Origin of the sequence: Streptomyces sp. NPDC092370 (assembly GCF_044755265.1) — a bacterium.
Classification (GTDB): Bacteria; Actinomycetota; Actinomycetes; order Streptomycetales; family Streptomycetaceae; genus Streptomyces.
The window spans coordinates 1-16,723 of sequence record NZ_JBIVQO010000018.1 but is presented as its reverse complement, the minus strand read 5'-3'; the positions used below and the strand labels follow the sequence as shown (position 1 = coordinate 16,723).

Sequence of the window (16,723 nt, the reverse complement as noted above, 5' to 3'; positions counted from 1 at the left end):
TTGATCATCGCTCCCGGTGTCCGTGACGCTGGAGGGACGACACGGCCAACGGGAAGGTCCGACGGTGATCAGCATCCCGACACACACGCTCAACGACGGTACGACGCTCCCCGCGCTGGGGCTGGGCACCTGGCCGCTCGGCGACCACGAGGCGCAGCAGGCGGTGCTCACGGCCCTGGAGGCGGGCTACCGTCTGATCGACACGGCGACCAACTACCGCAAGGAGACGGGGGGGGCCGGGGTGTGGCCTCCGGGTTGGTGTCGCGCGAGGAGATCGTCGTGACGACGAAACTCCCGGGCCGCCATCACGGCTACGAGGAGACCCTCGCCTCCTTCGAGGAGTCCCGGGCCCGCCTCGGCCTGGAGTACGTCGACCTGTACCTGATCCACTGGCCGCTGCCGCGTGGACCGGTACGTCGACTCCTGGAAGGCCATGATCAAGCTGCGCGAGGAGGGGCTCGCCCGGTCGATCGGCGTCTCGAACTTCACGGCGGGGCGCATCGAGCGGCTGGACAAGGAAACCGGGGTGCTGCCCTGCGTCAACCAGATCGAGCTGCACCCCTTCCTGCCGCAGGACGACCTGCGCGCCTTCCACGCGGACAAGGGCATCGTCACCGAGAGCTGGAGCCCGCTGGGCCGGGGCACGCCCCTGCTGGACGATCCCGCCGTGGCGCGGATCGCCGAGGCGCACGGGGTGACGGCCGGGCAGGTCGTGCTGCGCTGGCACACCCAGCTCGGGGCGGTGCCCATCCCGAAGTCGCCAACCCCGAGCGGCAGCGCGCCAACCTCGACGTCTTCGGCTTCGAGCTGGGCGAGGACGAGATGCGGGCGGTTGCGGACCGGGCGCACCGGCGGGTGGGCGGGGACCCCGAGGTGCACGAGGAGTTCTGACGGGTACCCGGGGCTCGCGAGGCAGGAAGGAGCCGCAGGTGGCTGAGCGGGACCGGCTGCGGGACCACCGCGGCAAACGCGACGTCGACCGGACCGGCGAGCCCCGGGGACGCGGTGCGGCGGCCGGTGACGAGCCCCGGTTCGTGGTGCAGATCCATGACGCGAGCACGATGCACTTCGACTTCCGGTTGCAGGTGGGCGACGTGCTGAAGTCCTGGTCGATTCCCAAAGGCCCTTCGGCGGACCCCAAGGACAAGCGGCTGGCCGTGCCCACGGAGGACCATCCGCTGGAGTACGAGGAGTTCGAGGGCGTGATCCCCCGCGGTGAGTACGGCGGCGGCACGGTGATCGTCTGGGACCACGGCACGTACGAGCCGCTGAGCCACGACCGCGAGGGCCGGTCCGTCGACTTCGCGCAGTCCCTGGAGCGCGGGCACGCCACGTTCCGGCTGAGCGGTTCCAAGCTGCACGGCGAGTACGCCCTGACCCGGTTCCGCAGCGGTCGCAGCGGCGACGGCGAGGAGGCGTGGCTGCTCGTGAAACGGGCCGGTGACACGAGCCGCCGGGCCGGGGCTCCCGATCCGCGCCGGGCCCGCTCGGTCACGTCCGGCCGTACCCTCGCCCAGGTCGCGTCGGAGGCGGCTGGGAAGTGAGCCGGCCGCTCAGAACAGCGGCGTGAGGGACTGCTCGCACCAGATGGTCTTGCCCCTGGTGGTCTGCCTGCTGCCCCAGCGCTGGGTGAGCTGGGCGACCAGCAGCAGGCCACGACCGCCCTCGTCGTCCTGGTGCGCCCGCCGCAGGTGCGGGGAGGTGGAACTGCCGTCCGACACCTCGCAGATGAGGGTCTGGTCGCGGATCAGCCGGAGCTGGATGGGCGGAGCGCCGTACCGGATGGCGTTGGTGACCAGTTCGCTGACGACGAGTTCGGTGACGAAGGCCGTCTCGTCCAGACCCCATGCGGTGAGCTGGTCGGTCGCGGCCTGCCGGGTGGTGGCCACCTCCGCGGGGTCCGGGGTGACGTCCCAGGTGGCGACCTGATCGGCGCCGAGCGCCCGGGTGCGCGCCAGCAACAGTGCCACGTCGTCACCGGGTTCCTCCGGCAAAACGGCCTTCAGCACCGAGTCGCACAGGGCGTCCAGCGAGTCCGCCGGCACGGTCAGGGCCCGGCACAGCTCCTCGGTGGCGTGGTCGACGTCGCGATCACGGTCCTCGACGAGTCCGTCGGTGTAGAGGGCGACGACGGAGTCCTCGGGCAGCTGGAGCTCCGTCGCCTCGAACGGCAGCCCTCCCACTCCGAGCGGCGGCCCCGCGCTCATGGGAATGAGCCGGGCCGAGCCGTCGGGCAGCACCAGCGCGGGGGCGGGATGCCCGGCGGCGGCCACGTTCAGGCGGCGTGTGACGGGGTCGTAGACGGCGTAGAGGCAGGTCGCGCCGAGCTCGGCGACCTCCTCCTCGTCGTCCGACGCCAGGTGGGTGACCAGGTCGTCGAGGTGGGTGAGGAGCTCGTCCGGCGGGAGGTCCACGTCGGCGAGGGTGCGGACGGCCGTGACCAGCCGGCCCATGGTCGCCGTGGAGGGGATGCCGTGCCCCACGACGTCCCCGACGACCAGCGCGACGCGGCTGCCCGGCAGCGGGATCACGTCGAACCAGTCGCCGCCGATGCCGGCCGCCGAGCCGGAGGGCAGGTAGCGGTGGGCGACCTGGACGGCGGCCTGGCCGGGCAGCCCCCGCGGCAGCAGGCTGTGCTGGAGGGCGAGGGCGGTGGTGCGTTCCCGGGCGAAGCGGCGGGCGTTGTCGACGCAGACCGCGGCACGGCTGGCGAGTTCCTCGGCGAACACGGCGTCGTCGGCGCCGTAGTCGTCGGCCTGGGCCACTCGGACGGCCACGGCGACACCCAGTGTGGTGCCGCGGGCCCGCAGCGGTACGGCCAGCATCGAATGGGCGCCCGTGCGGTAAGGGCGTCCCTGCGGGGCGCGGGAATTGCGCTCGGCGACCCAGCGCACGAAGGCGGGCTCTCCTGCCTGGCTAAGGACGGCTCCGCCTTCCCGCAGAGCCCGGGCGATCGGCGAGAACGCCGTGTAGACGTCGACTTCTCCCAGACGCACGGCCGCTTCTGGGGTGCCCTCGGTGACGGAGCCGTGCGCGACCCGCCTGAGGGTGATCTGTTCGGTGGGCACCGCGGGCTGCTCGTCCGCGCCGAGCACCCAGTCGAACAGGTCCACGCTCGCGAAGTCCGCGAACCGGGGCACCACGACCTCGATCAGCTCCTCGGCCGTGCGGACCACGTCCAGTGTGGTGCCGATGGCGGCCGCGGCTTCGTTGAGCAGGGCCAGCCGCTGGCGGGCCCAGTACTGCTCGGTGCTGTCGAACGCGGCCAGGGCTGTCCCCACGAGTGCGCCGGCGGCGTCCCGGACCGGCCACATCTCGGTGACCCAGGCGTGCTCCCGGTTCAGGGCCGGCGCGCCGGTGTAGCTCTCGTAGCGCACCGGCCGGCCCGTCTCCACGACGTGCCGGAGATGCCAGTTGAAGCCGCGCACGTGCTCGGCCTCCTCCACGGTCTCCGGGAAGTGCCGGCCGAGCAGGGTCTCCTCGGACACGCCCATCACGTGGCAGGCGGCTTCGTTGAGCCGCAGATAGCGCTGGCCGGTGTCGAAGACGGACATCGACATGGACGCCTGCTGGAAGGCGCGGCCCGCGAGGGACGTCTCCTCGCGGCCGGGTGGCGCGGCGGTGATCACATAGACGTCCGTTTCCCCGTCCGCGCCCGACACCGCGCAGGCACTGACGCGGACCCCGACGAGGTAGCCGTCGCGGTGCCGCACCATGACGGTGCCCGAGAGTGCGGACACCGCCTCGGGCGGCACGTCCTCGGCGAGTAGTTCCCGTGCGGCCCGGCCCACGACTTCCTCGGCCGGATAGCCGGTCAGCTGCCGGGCACCCCGGCTCCACCCCGTCAGAATGCCTCGGGCGTCGATGATCGCAGCAGCGGAGGCGTCCTCCATATCGTCCAGGATTATCCCTCCGCAGCCCGCTATCAACCGCGACGCAGCATTCGTGACAGTGTCAGGCTCCGTGGGCGCGCAGCGCGGCGAGCGCCCGGTCGGCGTGCGCGTTCATGAGCAGTTCGCTGCGTACGACGTCGAGGACGGTGCGGTCCTGCGCTATGACGAACGTGGTGCGCTTGGTGGGCGCCAGGGAGAAGCCCCGCTTCACTCCGAACCGTTCACGGACCGCGCCGTCGGCGTCGGACAGCAGCGGCATGCCGAGGCCGTGCCGTCCGGCGAACTCCTGCTGCCGCTCGACGGCGTCACCGCTGATACCGACGGGGCGTGCCCCGACGGCGGCGAACTCGGTGGCAAGGTCGCGGAAGTGACAGGCCTGGGCCGTGCAGCCGCGGGTCAGGGCGGCCGGGTAGAAGAACAGCACGACCGGGCCCTCGGCGAGCAGCCCGGAAAGACTGCGGACGGTGCCGGTCTCGTCGGGCAGGGCGAAGTCCTCGACCGTGTCGCCGGTCTCCACGCGCGCGGTCACGACCTGGCCTCCGCGTTCCGTGCGACACCGCGGGCCCAGAGCACGAGGGGCACCTGCAGGGGCAGGCGCCCGAAGGCGGCGGCCTTCTGCGGGGCGGGGCGGTGGCGCCAGTCGGCGGCCATCTTGACGTTGGCGGGGAACACCCCGACGAAGAAGGCGGCCGCGGCCAGCGCGGCCGTCCTGCGGGTGCGCGGCAGGGCCAGACCGGCGGCCAGCGCGAGCTCGGCGGCGCCGCTCGCGTAGGTCCAGGCTCTGGGGGTGCCGGGCAGGCCACGCGGGATGGTCGCGTCGAACGGGCGTGGGGCGGCGAAGTGGGCGACACCCGCGGTGGCCAGCAGGCCGGCGAGCAGCAGGGGCGAGCGTTCGGACCGGGACACGGTTCCTCCTCTGAAGGCCTGCCGGGCATTATTACCAGTCGGTAGACGGGTCGGTTCACCCGGGCCCCGGGAGCGCCGGTGGTGGCTGCCCGGCGGATAGCCGAAGGAGCGCCGGAAGACGTCGATCCGGGCCTCACCGTGAGCGTCGGCGGTCTGGCGGCACCCGCCCTCGGGGCCCTGGCCGACGCGATGACCCTCCGCTCGGCTCTGTTCTCTCTCATCGCGCTGCCCGCGCTGGGCCGCCTCCTGCTGTGCGGACTGCGCGAGCCCGCGCCGCCGGGAACGGCGGCCGGCCGACGGACGCACCCGCGGAACGTGTCCGCTCGGTGACGGTTCAGGCCTCGCCGGCCGGAGCCGGCCGTGGTTCGCCCTCCTCGTCGAGGGCGTGGGCGAGGAAGTCGTCGACCATGCGGTGGAAGAGCGTCGCGAGGTGCCGCAGGTCCCCGGGGGACCAGTCCGAGAGGGCCGCCCGCATGGCGCGGATCCCGGCATCGCGGATCTTGGCGATGGCCTCGCCGCCCGCCTCGGTGAGCTGGATGCGCTGGGCGCGACGGTCGTCCGGATCGGGGACGCGGGTGACGTGTCCGGACGTCTGCAACTGCTGCACCGTGCGCGTGACGTGCGACGCCTCCACGCCCAGCCGGGCGGCGAGTTCCCCCGGCCGCAGTGGCTCGGAGTCGGCGACCTGCCGCAGCAGCGCGACGGCGGCCCGGTCGAGCGGCACGCCCGCCAGGGCCATCAGCCGGTCGTGCCGGCGGGCCCGCGTGCTCAGGTACGTGATGCGGGTGAGCGCGCGCTCGATCTCGATCACGTCCACGGAAGGAGCATCGGGCAGCGGTGGTGTGGACATGAACGCACGCTAGCATTCAGTTGCGTAAGTCAAGCAAATCCACCGGGGAGCAGCCGTTCAGGGGAACCAGGCCCAAAACGCGCGTGAGCGCCCACCGGTTCGTCGACACCTCACCCGTGGACCTGCCGCTGATCCCGCCCATGCTCGCCACGTCCGGCACCCTGCCGCCCGCCGCACAGGACACACGCTGGGCCTACGAGACCAAACAGGACGGGCAGCGCGTGGTGGTCTATCTGCCCGGGGACGGCAGCGTGCTGCTGCGCGCCCGCTCCGGGGACGACATCACGGCCGCCTACCCCGAATTGCGGCCGCTGGGCACCGCCCTCGGCGCCGCACCCGCCGTCCTGGACGGTGAGATCATGGCCCTGGACGAACAGGGCCGCGCCAGCTTCCAGTTGCTCCAGTCACGCATGGGGCTGGCGCACGCGCCCGCCAGGGCCGCGCGACGGGCAGCGGAGGTCCCGGTCCATCTGGTGCTGTTCGACCTGATGCACCTGGAAGACCGCTCCCTCCTCCGGCTCCCCTACATGCGACGCCGCGCGGCGCTGGAGGACCTCGGCCTCGCCGGATCCTCCTGGTCGACGCCCCGCGCACTCGTGGGCCACGGCGCCGAGGCCCTGCGCGCCACCCAGGAGCACGGCTTGGAGGGACTGGTCTGCAAGCGGCTGGACTCGCCGTACGAGCCGGGGGTGCGCTCGCGGGCCTGGATCAAGATCCGCAACATGCGCACCGAGGACGTCCTGGTCGGCGGCTGGCAGCCCGGCAGGGGGCGGCTCACCGGCCTGCCCGGCGCGGTGCTGGTCGGACAGCGTGCCGCGGGGCGGCTGCGCTACGTCGGGAGCGTCGGCACCGGCTGGAGCGAGGCCGAACGCACCGAACTCGCCGGACTGTTGCGGGCGGCCGCGACCGATGTCTGCCCCTTCGACCCCGCCCCGCGCGCTCCGGGCGCGCACTGGGTCGTGCCCCGCCTGGTGGGCGAGGTGCGCTACAGCACCCGCACCCGGGAGGGGATGCTGCGCCAGCCGTCCTGGCTGCGGCTGCGGCCGGATCTCGCGCCCGAGGAGGCGGCGGCCGACATCCCGGACGACCTGGTCTGAAACGACGTCTGCCCCCGGCTGTTCGGCCGTGATTCACCCCTGGGATCCTCCGCCCCTCTTGGCATGGACGCGCTCAACCTGGAAGCTGAACCTCCCTTTCTCCCACAGCCGTTGGGCTGCGCCCGGACCGAGGAGGACGCAGTGTCGTCACGCCCGCTCGCCCACCGCAGGACATGGTTCACCGGAGCGGCCGGTGCCGCCGCCCTCGTCCTGGCGGTTCCCGCCACGGCCTTCGCGGCACCGCCGTCGGCGCTGCCCGCCAACGCGGACGCGCTGGAGCAGACGTACCAGCCCGCCTACGACTACGACACCGACGGGTGCTACTCCACGCCCGCGATCGGCCCCGACGGCACGGTGAACGGCGGACTGAAACCGACCGGTGCACTGAACGGCAACTGCCGGGACGCCTCGGACCTCGACAACACCAACGGCTACGCGCGCTCCAAGTGCAACAACGGCTGGTGCGCGATCCTCTACGCCCTCTACTTCGAGAAGGACCAAGCCGTGGCCGGCAGCGGCATCGGCGGCCACCGGCACGACTTCGAGCACGTCGCGGTGTTCGTGCAGGACAACCGGGTCAAGTACGTCTCGACGTCCAACCACGGTTCGTTCACCGTGCGCGCGGCGTCCGCCATCCGCTTCGAAGGCACCCACGCGAAGATCGTGTACCACAAGGACGGCATCAGAACCCACTGCTTCCGCGCCGCGAACGCGAACGACGAGCCGCCGGAGAACCACGAGCGCACCTGGCAGTACCCGGCGCTGGTCGGCTGGAACGGCTACCCGGCGGGAGTGCGCGACAAGCTCACGTCCTACGACTTCGGCAGCGCCAACTTCGGCCTGAAGGACGCCAAGTTCGCCCACCACCTGGCATCTGCCAAGCCCTCCGGCATCGCCTTCGACCCGTACGCCTGACGGCACCGGCCCCCGACTCGGCCCGGACCCTCGCGCCAGGCGAACCGGTCCGGGCCGTACCGGGGAGCTCGTCCCGAACTGACGCCCGAAGCAGGGCCGTCGGTGGAGTTACGGCACGAACGCTCCCTCGGGAGGGTCTATCGTGTCCGCATGTCCGTCCCCGAACTGATCCGCATCGTCTCCCGCGACTCCCCCATGGCCCTGGCCCAGGTGGAGCGCGTCCGGGCCGAGTTGGCCGCCGCCCACCCCGGAGTGCGCACCGAGGTCGTGCCGGTGAAGACCACCGGCGACAAGTGGATGGGTGATCTGTCCCAGGTCGAGGGCAAGGGCGCGTTCACCAAGGAGGTCGACGCGGCGCTGCTGGCCGGCGAGGCCGACCTCGCCGTGCACTGTGTGAAGGACGTGCCCGCCGACCGGCCGCTCCCCGCGGGCACGGTGTTCGCCGCGTTCCTCAGGCGGGACGACATCCGCGACGCCCTGATCCACCCGGGCGGGCTCACCCTGGACGAGCTGCCGGCCGGCACACGGATCGGCACCTCCTCGGTGCGCCGGGTCGCCCAACTGGCCGCCACGCACCCCCACCTGGAGTGCGTGCCCTTCCGCGGCAACGCCAACCGGCGTCTGGCGAAGCTGGCCGCCGGGGAGGCGGACGCCCTGCTGCTCGCGGTCTCCGGCCTCGAGCGCATCGGCCGCGAGGACGTGATCAGCGAGATCCTCTCGACCGAGACGATGATGCCGCCCATCGGCGCGGGCGTGCTGGCCCTCCAGTGTCGCGAGGACGACGCCGCGCTGATCGACGCGGTGAGCGGTCTCGGCGACCCGGACACCCACCGGGAGACCACCGCCGAGCGCATGTTCCTGCATGTGCTGCAGGGGCACTGCAACAGCCCCATCGCCGGGTTCGCGCGGGTGGACCGCAGTGGTGAACTGTCCCTGCGGGCCTGTGTGTTCACCCCGGACGGCAAGACCCGGCTCAACGCGCACGAGTGGGCGGGCCGGCTCGACCCGGCGACGCTCGGCACCTCGGTCGCCGTGGCCCTGCTCCGTCAGGGCGCCCGCGAGATCATCGACGGCATCCCGCACTGACCTCCGCGACACCCTGACACGGAATCAGGCGGTGCCTTCCTCCGCCTGGTCCCGCAGGAAGACGCTCACCTGGTGCGCCAGACTGTCCCGCACCGCGCCCTGCGGGGCCCCGGCAGGGCCCTCGTGCGCCCCGATGCCGCCCGCCCAGAGCCGGCGGTCGGTCCACTCCTCCTCCACGCGCAACTGCACCTGGACGTCCACGAGACCCAGGGACGCCTCGGTCCCGGCCGCGTACAGCACTGCGGTGGCCCGGCGCAGCGGGTAGACGTCGAAGCCCTCGATGAACTGCGAGTTGCGCCAGTCGATGAAGGCGCTCTCCCCGTCCGGGCCGAGCCGGACGTCGATCTGGCCGTCCTCGAGGTGGATGCCGAGATGGCGGCTGCCGCGGTTCTCGACCGTCACGCGGAGGCGGAAGTAGGCCAGCCCTTCGGCGGCGTCGTCCCGGCCGCGGGGCGGCTCGGCCAGTTCCAGGCGGTGGACGCGGACACGCAGACCGGCATGCTCGTCGTACTCCTGCCAGTCCCCGACCACGTTCGGCTCGTACACGCTGCACCTCTCGACCTCTGGAAGCTGCTTCCTATCTGTGCTCCGAGCGCACTGTCAAATGAGCAGAATGGGCTGTGGCCTGGCAGTTCATCCGTTTTGATCGGTGATCAAGCCGTGCCCAGCGGTTATCCGGAAACAGTCGGAGAAAGCGCTTGCCCGGGCGTGCCGCACATCACTTCCACGAGTGAAGATCATCGGGTCGGCCGGCCCGGGCGGGACCGAGGCCGCCGCGATGCCGAGCGCCGTGGGCTGTGGTGCGGACGGCTGGGGTCGCTCAGCCATGCCCGCCTCGCCGAACGCGCGGTGGCGATCCGCCCACCGCCGGACCGTAGGGGGCGAGGCCGGAAGCGTTCAGCGGCCCGCCGCAGCGGCCGGCCGCCCTCGACGGCACAGCGGGCCGGGCCGCAGACGAGCAGCGCCCTCCGGCCGCGCCTCGTCCAGGCGCGACGCCTGGCTGCGTACGAGTTCGGCGCGGCGACGGCGCCACTCGTTTCCGTCGAGCCCCGGCTGCGGGGATGGGCAGCAGCCGGGCGTCCCGCCGGTCGGCGGAGTGGCTCTCGCGAACCAGGTGTCCCGCCCACGCGAACCGGTCGACCAGCGTGGACACCGACTTGCAGGCCAGAGGCGAGGCCCTTGGCCGGGTCGAGAGGCCGGGGAGGCCTTTCCCGAAGAGCTGGCCGGCGCGCTCGTGGGCTCCCAGCGCTGATCCGGGCGCCGGCTCGTCGCGCCTGCCGGGTAGCGGGGCCGGGTGCGCACTCGTCTGCTCCCGCTGCTCATCGTGCGAGCGGTACGGCCACCGTCAGGCGCCTGCGGTGGCGGATGCCCGACCCGCGGCTGCCCGGTGCCGAGGTCGAACTGCCGCGTCTGGCGCCGGCGCGGCCTCGGGCTCCACGCGGCGAGATGGGCTCTGCGGCAGAGGCAGTCAGAGCGAGGCGTGGTCGAGAGAGGTCGAGGGATGCACCGGCAACGGCAGGTGACCTGGAAGCGCCCAGGGCCACCGAGTGCCGTATTGTCGTAATTGTTTCGCTATGCCCCTGTCCGGGAATGGGCAGGGAAGTGCTTCGGACAGGAGGCACGTGCATGGGAGCCGGCAGCCCCGGGCCCCCGGCGCTCTCCTGAGGCCCGAGTCCGCGCTCCCACGGTGTGTGTCCATACAGCACCTGCTCAGGGAGGTGCGCACCATGCGTATCACCGCAAGCACCCGAACGCACCCCCACGACGACGCCCCCGACACCGCCGAGGCGTTCGCGCGTCTCGTGCGGCTGCCCGAGGGGCCCGAGCGCAAGGCCCTGCGGGACGAACTGGTCGAGGCCTGGCTCCCCATGGCGGAGCGGATCGCCGTCCGCTTCCGGGGCCGCGGCGAGGCCCTGGAGGACCTGTACCAGGTGGCGGCTCTCGGCCTCGTGAAGGCCGTCGACCACTACGATCCGGCTCGCGGCAACGCCTTCGAGGCGTACGCGGTGCCGACGGTCACCGGCGAGATCAAGCGCCACTTCCGTGACCACATGTGGACCCTGCACGTGCCCCGCCGGGTACAGGACCTGCGCAACCGCGTGCGGCACGCCGCCAAGGAGCTGTCGCAGACCACCCCGGGCCACTCCCCCACGGTCGCCGAGATCGCTGAGTACGCCCAGCTCACCGAGGGTGAGGTCCGCACCGGTATGGAGGCCTTGGAGTGCTTCTCCGCGCTCTCGCTGGAGGCGGAGATGCCCGGGACCGACGGTTACGCCCTCGGGGACGCGATCGGCGGGCCCGACCCGGCCTTCGACATCGTCGTCAACCGCGTGGCCGTCAGGCCCTGTCTGGAGGCACTGCCGGAGCGTGAGCGGGTCATTCTCTACCTGCGGTTCTTCAAGGGCATGACCCAGAGCCGCATCGCGGAGCAGCTCGGCATCTCGCAGATGCACGTCTCCCGGTTGCTCAGCAGCTGCTTCGCCCATCTGCGTGAGGAGCTGCTGACCGAGACGCCATGAAGCCGGGTGCGCGCCGCCGGGGTCACGCCTCCGGCGGCGAGCCGGGGATCCGCGTCCGTCCGGCGCGGTCGAGGGCGTGCTCCAGGGCGGCCCGGATCTCCTCGGGGATCACGCCGGTGCGCCCCCGGACGAGGATCAGTTCCGCGACGTTGCGCAGCTTGATGTTGGTGTGCTGGGAGACCTCCTTCAGCACGGTCCACCCCTGGTCGGGGGAGATCCGGCCGAGCACGACGACCACTCCGATCGCCTGGTCCACGACAGCGTGGGAGACGACCGCCTCCTTCAGCTGCTGGACCTCTTCCTGCAACGCGAAGATCCGGTCCGAGCCCCCGTCCGTGGGCATGGTCACCTCCGGGTCCGGTGCGCCGCTGTCCCCGAGGCCGCCTCGGGTGCTTGAGTACCTTGACGCAGTGTCCGACCCCTCCATCGTCGTCACTCGGACCGCCCGGTGCCACCGGGGCGGACCAGGCCGGATGCCGTTTCGGTGCCGCCGCCGGGGTACTCGGCAGGCGCCCACACCGGTTCCGGTTGGACACTGGTGTCAATCCTCCGGTGGCTGCCAGGCCGACGAGATCAGGACGCGACTGCCATGAACCACAACACGCCCACCCCCTCCGGCACGAAGGACGTCGTCTCATCACACTCGGTGTTCGGTGCTCCCTGCTGGGTGAGCCTGACGAGCCGGGACGTCAAGGCGACCGAGGAGTTCTACGGTGCCGTGCTGGGTTGGCAGTGGCGGCCGGCCAAGCTCGGCGACCGGTTCCGGATCGCGCTGGTGGACGGCTCGCCCGTGGCCGGCATCGCGGGGGTGGCGACCATGTGGCAGATGGCGGTGGCGTGGACTCCGTACTTCGCGGTGCGCAGCGCGGACGAGGCGGTGGCGCGGGTGCAGGAACGTATGGGCACCGTCGCCGTCGGGCCGATCTCACTGCCCCCGGGGCGGGCGGCGCTGCTGGCCGACCGGGACGGGGCGACGTTCGGAATCTGGGAGGGCGACCTCTTCACCGACTGGGAGACCTGGCGCAACGCACAGCCGGCCTTCATCACGCTCCACACCCGTGACGCCTTCGACGCGGCGATCTTCTACGGCGAGGTCCTCGACTGGGCGTCCCCGCACCCGGGCTGCTGCGAGGTCCACTACGAGGGCGGCGAGGTCGTGCTGCGCAGCCGCGGGGACGTGGTGGCCCGGATCGATTCGGGCGCCCTGGAGGCGGCCCCCGACCCCGCGATCCGGCCCCACTGGCAGATCCACTTCTCCGTCGACGATGTCGAGGCCTGCGCCCGGGCGGCCGAACTGCACGGCGGCAGCGTCCTGTCCGCGGGCGGCGACGAGGCGGTGCTGCGGGACCATGACGGCGCGCAGTTCACGGTGACCCGCCGCCGCGACCGCTGACCCGGCTCATTCCTTTCCGCGCGAGGCCCGCGACGGCCGGGACAGCAGGACCAGGCTGCGGGCCCCGACGGTGAGACGCGTACCCGGTTTGTGCTCCGACTCGTCTGGCGTGCCCTCCGGGTCGGCCGTGTCGATGAGGGCCGTCCACCGATCGCCGTAGGAGGCGTCCGGAAGGCGGAAGTCGACCGGCTCCCAGTGGCTGTTGAACAGCACCAGGAAGGAGTCGTCGACCACCGGGCGGCCGCGCGGGTCGGGTTCGGCGATGGCGTCGCCGTTGAGGAAGACACCGACGGAGTGCGCGTCGCCGCGCTGCCAGTCGTCGTCGGTCATCTCGCGGGTGTCCGGAGCCAGCCACATCAGGTCGGGCAGCGGCTGGTCCGCCCGGGTCAGGGTCTCGCCGTGGAAGAAGCGGCGCCGCCGCAGCACGGGGTGTTCCGTGCGCAGCCTGATGAGGTACCGGGTGAACTCCAGCAGGTCGCGCTGCTCCGCGGTGAGCCGCCAGTCGATCCACGAGATCTCGTTGTCCTGACAGTAGGCGTTGTTGTTGCCGCCCTGGGTGCGCCCGAGCTCGTCGCCGTGGGAGAGCATCGGGATGCCCTGGGACAGCAGCAGCGTGGCGAGGAAGTTGCGCTGCTGACGTGTGCGCAGCTCCAGCACGGAGGCGTCGCGGGTCGGGCCCTCGGTTCCGCAGTTCCAGGAGCGGTTGGTGCTCTCGCCGTCCTGGTTGTCCTCGCCGTTGTCCTCGTTGTGCTTGTCGTTGTACGAGACGAGGTCGCGCAGGGTGAAGCCGTCGTGCGCGGTGACGAAGTTGACGCTGGCGCGCGGGCGGCGCCTGCTGTGCTGGTAGAGGTCGGAGGAGCCCGTGAGCCGGGAGGCGAACTCGCCGAGCGTGTGGTCCTCACCGCGCCAGAAGTCCCGCACCGCGTCGCGGTACATGCCGTTCCACTCCGACCACAGCGGCGGGAAGTTGCCCACCTGGTAGCCGCCCTCGCCGACGTCCCACGGCTCGGCGATCAGCTTGACGCGGCTGATCACCGGGTCCTGCTGGATGAGGTCGAAGAACGCCGACAGCCGGTCCACCTCGTGGAACTGCCGGGCGAGGGTTGCCGCGAGGTCGAAGCGGAAGCCGTCGACGTGCATCTCGGTGACCCAGTACCGCAGCGAGTCCATGATCAGCTGGAGTACGTAGGGGTGCCGCATCAGAAGGCTGTTGCCGGTGCCGGTGGTGTCGTAATAGTGCTCCCAGTCACCGTCGACCAGGCGGTAGTACGAGGAGTTGTCGATCCCGCGGAAGGACAGGGTGGGGCCCATCTCGTTGCCCTCGGCGGTGTGGTTGTAGACCACGTCGAGGATCACTTCGAGCCCGGCCGCGTGCAGGGTCTTCACCATCTGCTTGAACTCGGCGACCTGCCCCCCGCGCGAGCCGTGGGCGGCGTAACCGTTGTGGGGCGCGAAGAAGCCGATGGTGTTGTAGCCCCAGTAGTTGACCAGGCCGCGGTCGTGCAGCACCCCGTCGTGGACGAACTGGTGGACGGGCATCAGCTCTACGGCCGTGACGCCCAGGGAGGTCAGGTGTTCGACGACCGCGGGGTGGGCCAGCCCGGCGTAGGTGCCCCTGAGTTCCTCGGGCACCTCGGGATGGGTGCGGGTCATGCCCTTGACGTGTGTCTCGTAGATCACCGTGTCGGCGTAGGGCCGGCCGGGCCGGGCGTCGTCGCCCCAGTCGAAGGCCGGGTCGGTCACCACGCCGAGCATGGTGTGCCCGGCGCTGTCGGCCGGGTCGGGGCCGTCCGGGTTGCGCTCGTAGAGCGAGGGGTGATTGTCGATCTGCCCGTCCACCGCGCGGGCGTATGGGTCGAGCAGCAGTTTCGCCGGGTTGCAGCGGTGGCCGGCGGCGGGGGCCCACGGCCCGTGCACCCGGTAGCCGTAGCGCTGGCCGGGGCCGACACCGGGCACGTAGCCGTGCCACACGAAGCCGTCGACCTCGTTCAGCGGTACCTGGGTGTGCGTGCCGTCGTCGTCGACGAGGATCAGCTCGACGCGTTCGGCGACCTCGCTGAAGAGCGCGAAGTTGGTGCCCTCACCGTCGTAGTCCGCCCCCAGCGGGTAAGGGCGCCCGCCCCAGGCGGACGCCCCTTTCCTTGACTGCCGGCGGGTCACCGGGCTTCCCCCAGGAGGTCGCCCGGGGTGCTGGCCGGACCGGCCAGCTGCGCGACCCGCTCCTCGCGGGGCACATCGAGGCCCTCGCTCTCCCGCGGGGCGGGAGCGGTCGGCACCAGCGGGACGCGTTCCCCGGCGCGGGCGCGCTGCGAGAACCAGATGACCTTGCTGCCGGTCTCGGTGGCGCAGCACCCCCAGCCGTCGCTCATCGCGGCGAGGTGCTCGAGGCAGCCCCGCAGTTCCTGGTCCGGGCGCAGGGCGCGGTCGTTGTCCCCGATGGCGGTGATCAGGTGCTGCCGGTTCCACCACATCTCGATCGACGTGTTCTTGTCCGTGGCGTGTTCGGCGATGGCCTTGAGCAGCATCTCGGCACCGCCGCAGACGGGCTGGACCAGGTTGTCCAGGTCCCAGAACTTCAGGTGAGCGGCCAGAATGCGGCTGACCTGTCCCACCCGTTCCGGGCTGACTTCCACGTCGAGGTGGTAGTAGCAGGGCACTGCGGTCTTCATCGGTCGGCTCCTCACCGCGAAGCTCAGCTCCTCCTCGCTCCCGCGGTCCTGCGGGACGAGCCCCGAACACGGAACGTGAGCGCCTATCGCTTCTGAGTCACCCTCAGCCTGGGGGTGCTAGCCCGTTCGTGCAACACGAGCGCACGCCTGAGGTGGCAGTGGTCGCAAGTGAGCGGCCGCGATGGCCTGAACGGCTTAAGCGAACCATGACTGGTTGAAGGCCCAACAAGACGCTGTGTCGTCACCCGTGCACCATGTGTGAAGAACTCGATCGCCGTTACGGGTCCGTGCCGCTGTGCGCACGGCCGCCGTCCGACCGTCGGGAGACCGTGCCCCTCGAGCCCCGAAAGGTGATCGGTGCCATGCTGCTACCCGCCAGAGCCGAAGTCGCCCGGCAGTTGCGGCGTTACCGGGCCTGGGAACGCGTGATGCTCGCGGCACCGAACGACCGCACGGTGCGGACCACGTTCGAGGACTCCGGCTACACGCTCTGTGTGCTGATGGGCAAGCGCTGCGCACGGGAGGCGGCGGACGCGGCCGAGCGGTATCTGCGCACGAACCAGCTCGCCTACCTCGAGGAACAGCAGATCACGTGCCTGCAGGAGCAGCACGTCACCTGTCTGCAGGAACCGGACGAACGGCCCCGTCCGGCCACGGCGGTCAGACGAAGAACGCCGGCGGCGGAGCGGATATCCCCGGCCGCCGAGCGGAGATCCAGGGCGGGAAGGTAGCTGCCTTCCCGCACAGCTGTCCCCTGAACCGGGCCCGACAACCCGGCTTTCGAGCACGGTGGAGGTGAGGACCATGAGTAGGACCCGGGCCATCGGTCGCATCCCGGTACGGGACGTCCGCCCGGCCGTGGAGAACGGCAACCGGCCGGCGAAGGCTGTCGTGGGTGAGACGTTCGAGGTCACCGCCACCGTGTTCCGGGAGGGGCACGACGCGGTGGCCGCCAATGTCGTCCTGAAGGACCCCGAGGGCCGCCCCGGCCCGTGGACGCCGATGCGTGAGCTCGCCCCCGGCAGCGACCGCTGGGGCGCCGAGGTCACCGCGAACGCCGTCGGCCGCTGGTCGTACCGGGTGGAGGCCTGGAGCGATCCGGTGGCCACCTGGCGCCACGCGGCGGGCATAAAGATCCCAGCGGGCATCGACCCGGGACTGGTCCTCGAAGAGGGCGCGGAGCTCCACGAGCGGGCGGCGGCCGGCGTACCGAAGGAAGCCGGCCGCGCCGTGCTGCTCGCCGCGGCGAAGACCCTGCGCGACGACGCGCTGCCCACGGCGGCCCGCTTCGCGGCGGCGTTGACGCCGGAGGTGGACGAGGTCCTGGCCCGGCATCCGCTGCGGGAGCTCGTCACCAGCAGCGAGCCGTTGCCGCTGCTGGTGGAGCGGGAGCGG

The 16,723-nt window shown here is 71.7% G+C and carries 17 protein-coding genes and 2 pseudogenes; 10 read left to right on the top strand and 9 right to left on the bottom strand.

The window, feature by feature from the left end; translation table 11 throughout:
* Positions 1-64: 64 nt before the first annotated feature.
* Together ACIQHQ_RS35140 and ACIQHQ_RS35135 are read left to right on the top strand one after the other, a co-directional pair.
* Positions 65-891 (top strand): annotated as a pseudogene (locus ACIQHQ_RS35140) (aldo/keto reductase).
* Positions 892-929: 38 nt separating this feature from the next.
* On the top strand, positions 930-1,544 hold the full coding sequence (locus tag ACIQHQ_RS35135) for a DNA polymerase ligase N-terminal domain-containing protein (protein WP_402620161.1): 615 nt from the start codon (positions 930-932) through the stop codon (positions 1,542-1,544).
* A 9-nt stretch (positions 1,545-1,553) separates the two neighbouring features.
* Here the strand turns inward: ACIQHQ_RS35135 and ACIQHQ_RS35130 are convergent, their stop codons facing one another.
* The 3 genes from ACIQHQ_RS35130 to ACIQHQ_RS35120 form a co-directional block, all read right to left on the bottom strand.
* Positions 1,554-3,893, bottom strand: a complete 2,340-nt coding sequence (locus tag ACIQHQ_RS35130; protein ID WP_402620158.1) for a SpoIIE family protein phosphatase — start codon at positions 3,891-3,893, stop codon at positions 1,554-1,556.
* 61 nt (positions 3,894-3,954) lie between these two features.
* Complete coding sequence (locus ACIQHQ_RS35125) at positions 3,955-4,422, bottom strand: peroxiredoxin (protein ID WP_402620155.1); 468 nt, start codon at positions 4,420-4,422, stop codon at positions 3,955-3,957.
* Positions 4,419-4,799, bottom strand: a complete 381-nt coding sequence (locus tag ACIQHQ_RS35120) for a DoxX family protein (RefSeq protein ID WP_402620152.1) — start codon at positions 4,797-4,799, stop codon at positions 4,419-4,421. Before ACIQHQ_RS35120 ends, ACIQHQ_RS35125 begins: the two co-directional genes overlap by 4 nt.
* A gap of 81 nt (positions 4,800-4,880) precedes the next feature.
* Here ACIQHQ_RS35120 and ACIQHQ_RS35115 point away from each other — a divergent pair, with 81 nt between their 5' ends.
* Positions 4,881-5,129: a hypothetical protein gene (locus tag ACIQHQ_RS35115; RefSeq protein WP_402620149.1), complete on the top strand. Its 249-nt coding sequence runs from the start codon at positions 4,881-4,883 to the stop codon at positions 5,127-5,129.
* A gap of 4 nt (positions 5,130-5,133) precedes the next feature.
* Here the strand turns inward: ACIQHQ_RS35115 and ACIQHQ_RS35110 are convergent, their stop codons facing one another.
* A complete protein-coding gene (locus tag ACIQHQ_RS35110) occupies positions 5,134-5,649 on the bottom strand; it encodes a MarR family winged helix-turn-helix transcriptional regulator (RefSeq protein ID WP_402620147.1) in 516 nt (171 codons plus the stop codon).
* Between the two features lie 116 nt (positions 5,650-5,765).
* On the opposite strand from ACIQHQ_RS35110, the gene ligD reads away from it, so the two are divergent.
* From ligD to hemC, 3 genes are all read left to right on the top strand, one after another.
* Positions 5,766-6,746, top strand: coding sequence for a non-homologous end-joining DNA ligase (gene ligD / locus ACIQHQ_RS35105; RefSeq protein ID WP_402620390.1), 981 nt, complete (start codon positions 5,766-5,768; stop codon positions 6,744-6,746).
* A gap of 141 nt (positions 6,747-6,887) precedes the next feature.
* Positions 6,888-7,661 carry an NPP1 family protein gene (locus ACIQHQ_RS35100; protein ID WP_402620144.1) on the top strand — a complete coding sequence of 258 codons (774 nt, stop codon included), beginning with the start codon at positions 6,888-6,890 and terminating at the stop codon, positions 7,659-7,661.
* 150 nt (positions 7,662-7,811) lie between these two features.
* Complete coding sequence (gene hemC / locus ACIQHQ_RS35095) at positions 7,812-8,747, top strand: hydroxymethylbilane synthase (RefSeq protein WP_402620141.1); 936 nt, start codon at positions 7,812-7,814, stop codon at positions 8,745-8,747.
* Positions 8,748-8,771: 24 nt separating this feature from the next.
* On the opposite strand, the gene ACIQHQ_RS35090 is transcribed toward hemC, so the two are convergent.
* Positions 8,772-9,293 carry a hypothetical protein gene (locus ACIQHQ_RS35090; protein ID WP_402620138.1) on the bottom strand — a complete coding sequence of 174 codons (522 nt, stop codon included), beginning with the start codon at positions 9,291-9,293 and terminating at the stop codon, positions 8,772-8,774.
* Positions 9,294-9,511: 218 nt separating this feature from the next.
* Positions 9,512-9,709, bottom strand: a pseudogene (locus ACIQHQ_RS35085) (helix-turn-helix domain-containing protein); the annotation flags it as partial.
* A 765-nt stretch (positions 9,710-10,474) separates the two neighbouring features.
* Between ACIQHQ_RS35085 and ACIQHQ_RS35080 the strand changes: the two are divergent.
* Positions 10,475-11,266, top strand: a complete 792-nt coding sequence (locus ACIQHQ_RS35080) for an RNA polymerase sigma factor SigF (protein ID WP_402620136.1) — start codon at positions 10,475-10,477, stop codon at positions 11,264-11,266.
* Between the two features lie 22 nt (positions 11,267-11,288).
* Here the strand turns inward: ACIQHQ_RS35080 and ACIQHQ_RS35075 are convergent, their stop codons facing one another.
* Positions 11,289-11,609, bottom strand: coding sequence for an ANTAR domain-containing protein (locus ACIQHQ_RS35075; protein ID WP_402620133.1), 321 nt, complete (start codon positions 11,607-11,609; stop codon positions 11,289-11,291).
* 246 nt (positions 11,610-11,855) lie between these two features.
* On the opposite strand from ACIQHQ_RS35075, the gene ACIQHQ_RS35070 reads away from it, so the two are divergent.
* The gene (locus tag ACIQHQ_RS35070) at positions 11,856-12,659 is read left to right on the top strand and encodes a VOC family protein (protein WP_402620130.1); all 804 of its coding nucleotides are present in this window, start codon (positions 11,856-11,858) and stop codon (positions 12,657-12,659) included.
* 6 nt (positions 12,660-12,665) lie between these two features.
* Here the strand turns inward: ACIQHQ_RS35070 and glgX are convergent, their stop codons facing one another.
* Together glgX and ACIQHQ_RS35060 are read right to left on the bottom strand one after the other, a co-directional pair.
* Positions 12,666-14,819: a glycogen debranching protein GlgX gene (glgX, locus tag ACIQHQ_RS35065; protein ID WP_402620127.1), complete on the bottom strand. Its 2,154-nt coding sequence runs from the start codon at positions 14,817-14,819 to the stop codon at positions 12,666-12,668.
* The gene (locus ACIQHQ_RS35060) at positions 14,816-15,328 is read right to left on the bottom strand and encodes a pep a2 (protein ID WP_402620124.1); all 513 of its coding nucleotides are present in this window, start codon (positions 15,326-15,328) and stop codon (positions 14,816-14,818) included. The genes glgX and ACIQHQ_RS35060 overlap by 4 nt, the downstream gene beginning before the upstream one ends.
* A 362-nt stretch (positions 15,329-15,690) precedes the next feature.
* On the opposite strand from ACIQHQ_RS35060, the gene ACIQHQ_RS35055 reads away from it, so the two are divergent.
* Both ACIQHQ_RS35055 and ACIQHQ_RS35050 read left to right on the top strand, forming a co-directional pair.
* The gene (locus tag ACIQHQ_RS35055; protein ID WP_402620122.1) at positions 15,691-16,059 is read left to right on the top strand and encodes a DUF5133 domain-containing protein; all 369 of its coding nucleotides are present in this window, start codon (positions 15,691-15,693) and stop codon (positions 16,057-16,059) included.
* 73 nt (positions 16,060-16,132) lie between these two features.
* Positions 16,133-16,723: maltotransferase domain-containing protein (locus ACIQHQ_RS35050; RefSeq protein WP_402620119.1), on the top strand; the 591-nt coding region annotated here is incomplete at its 3' end.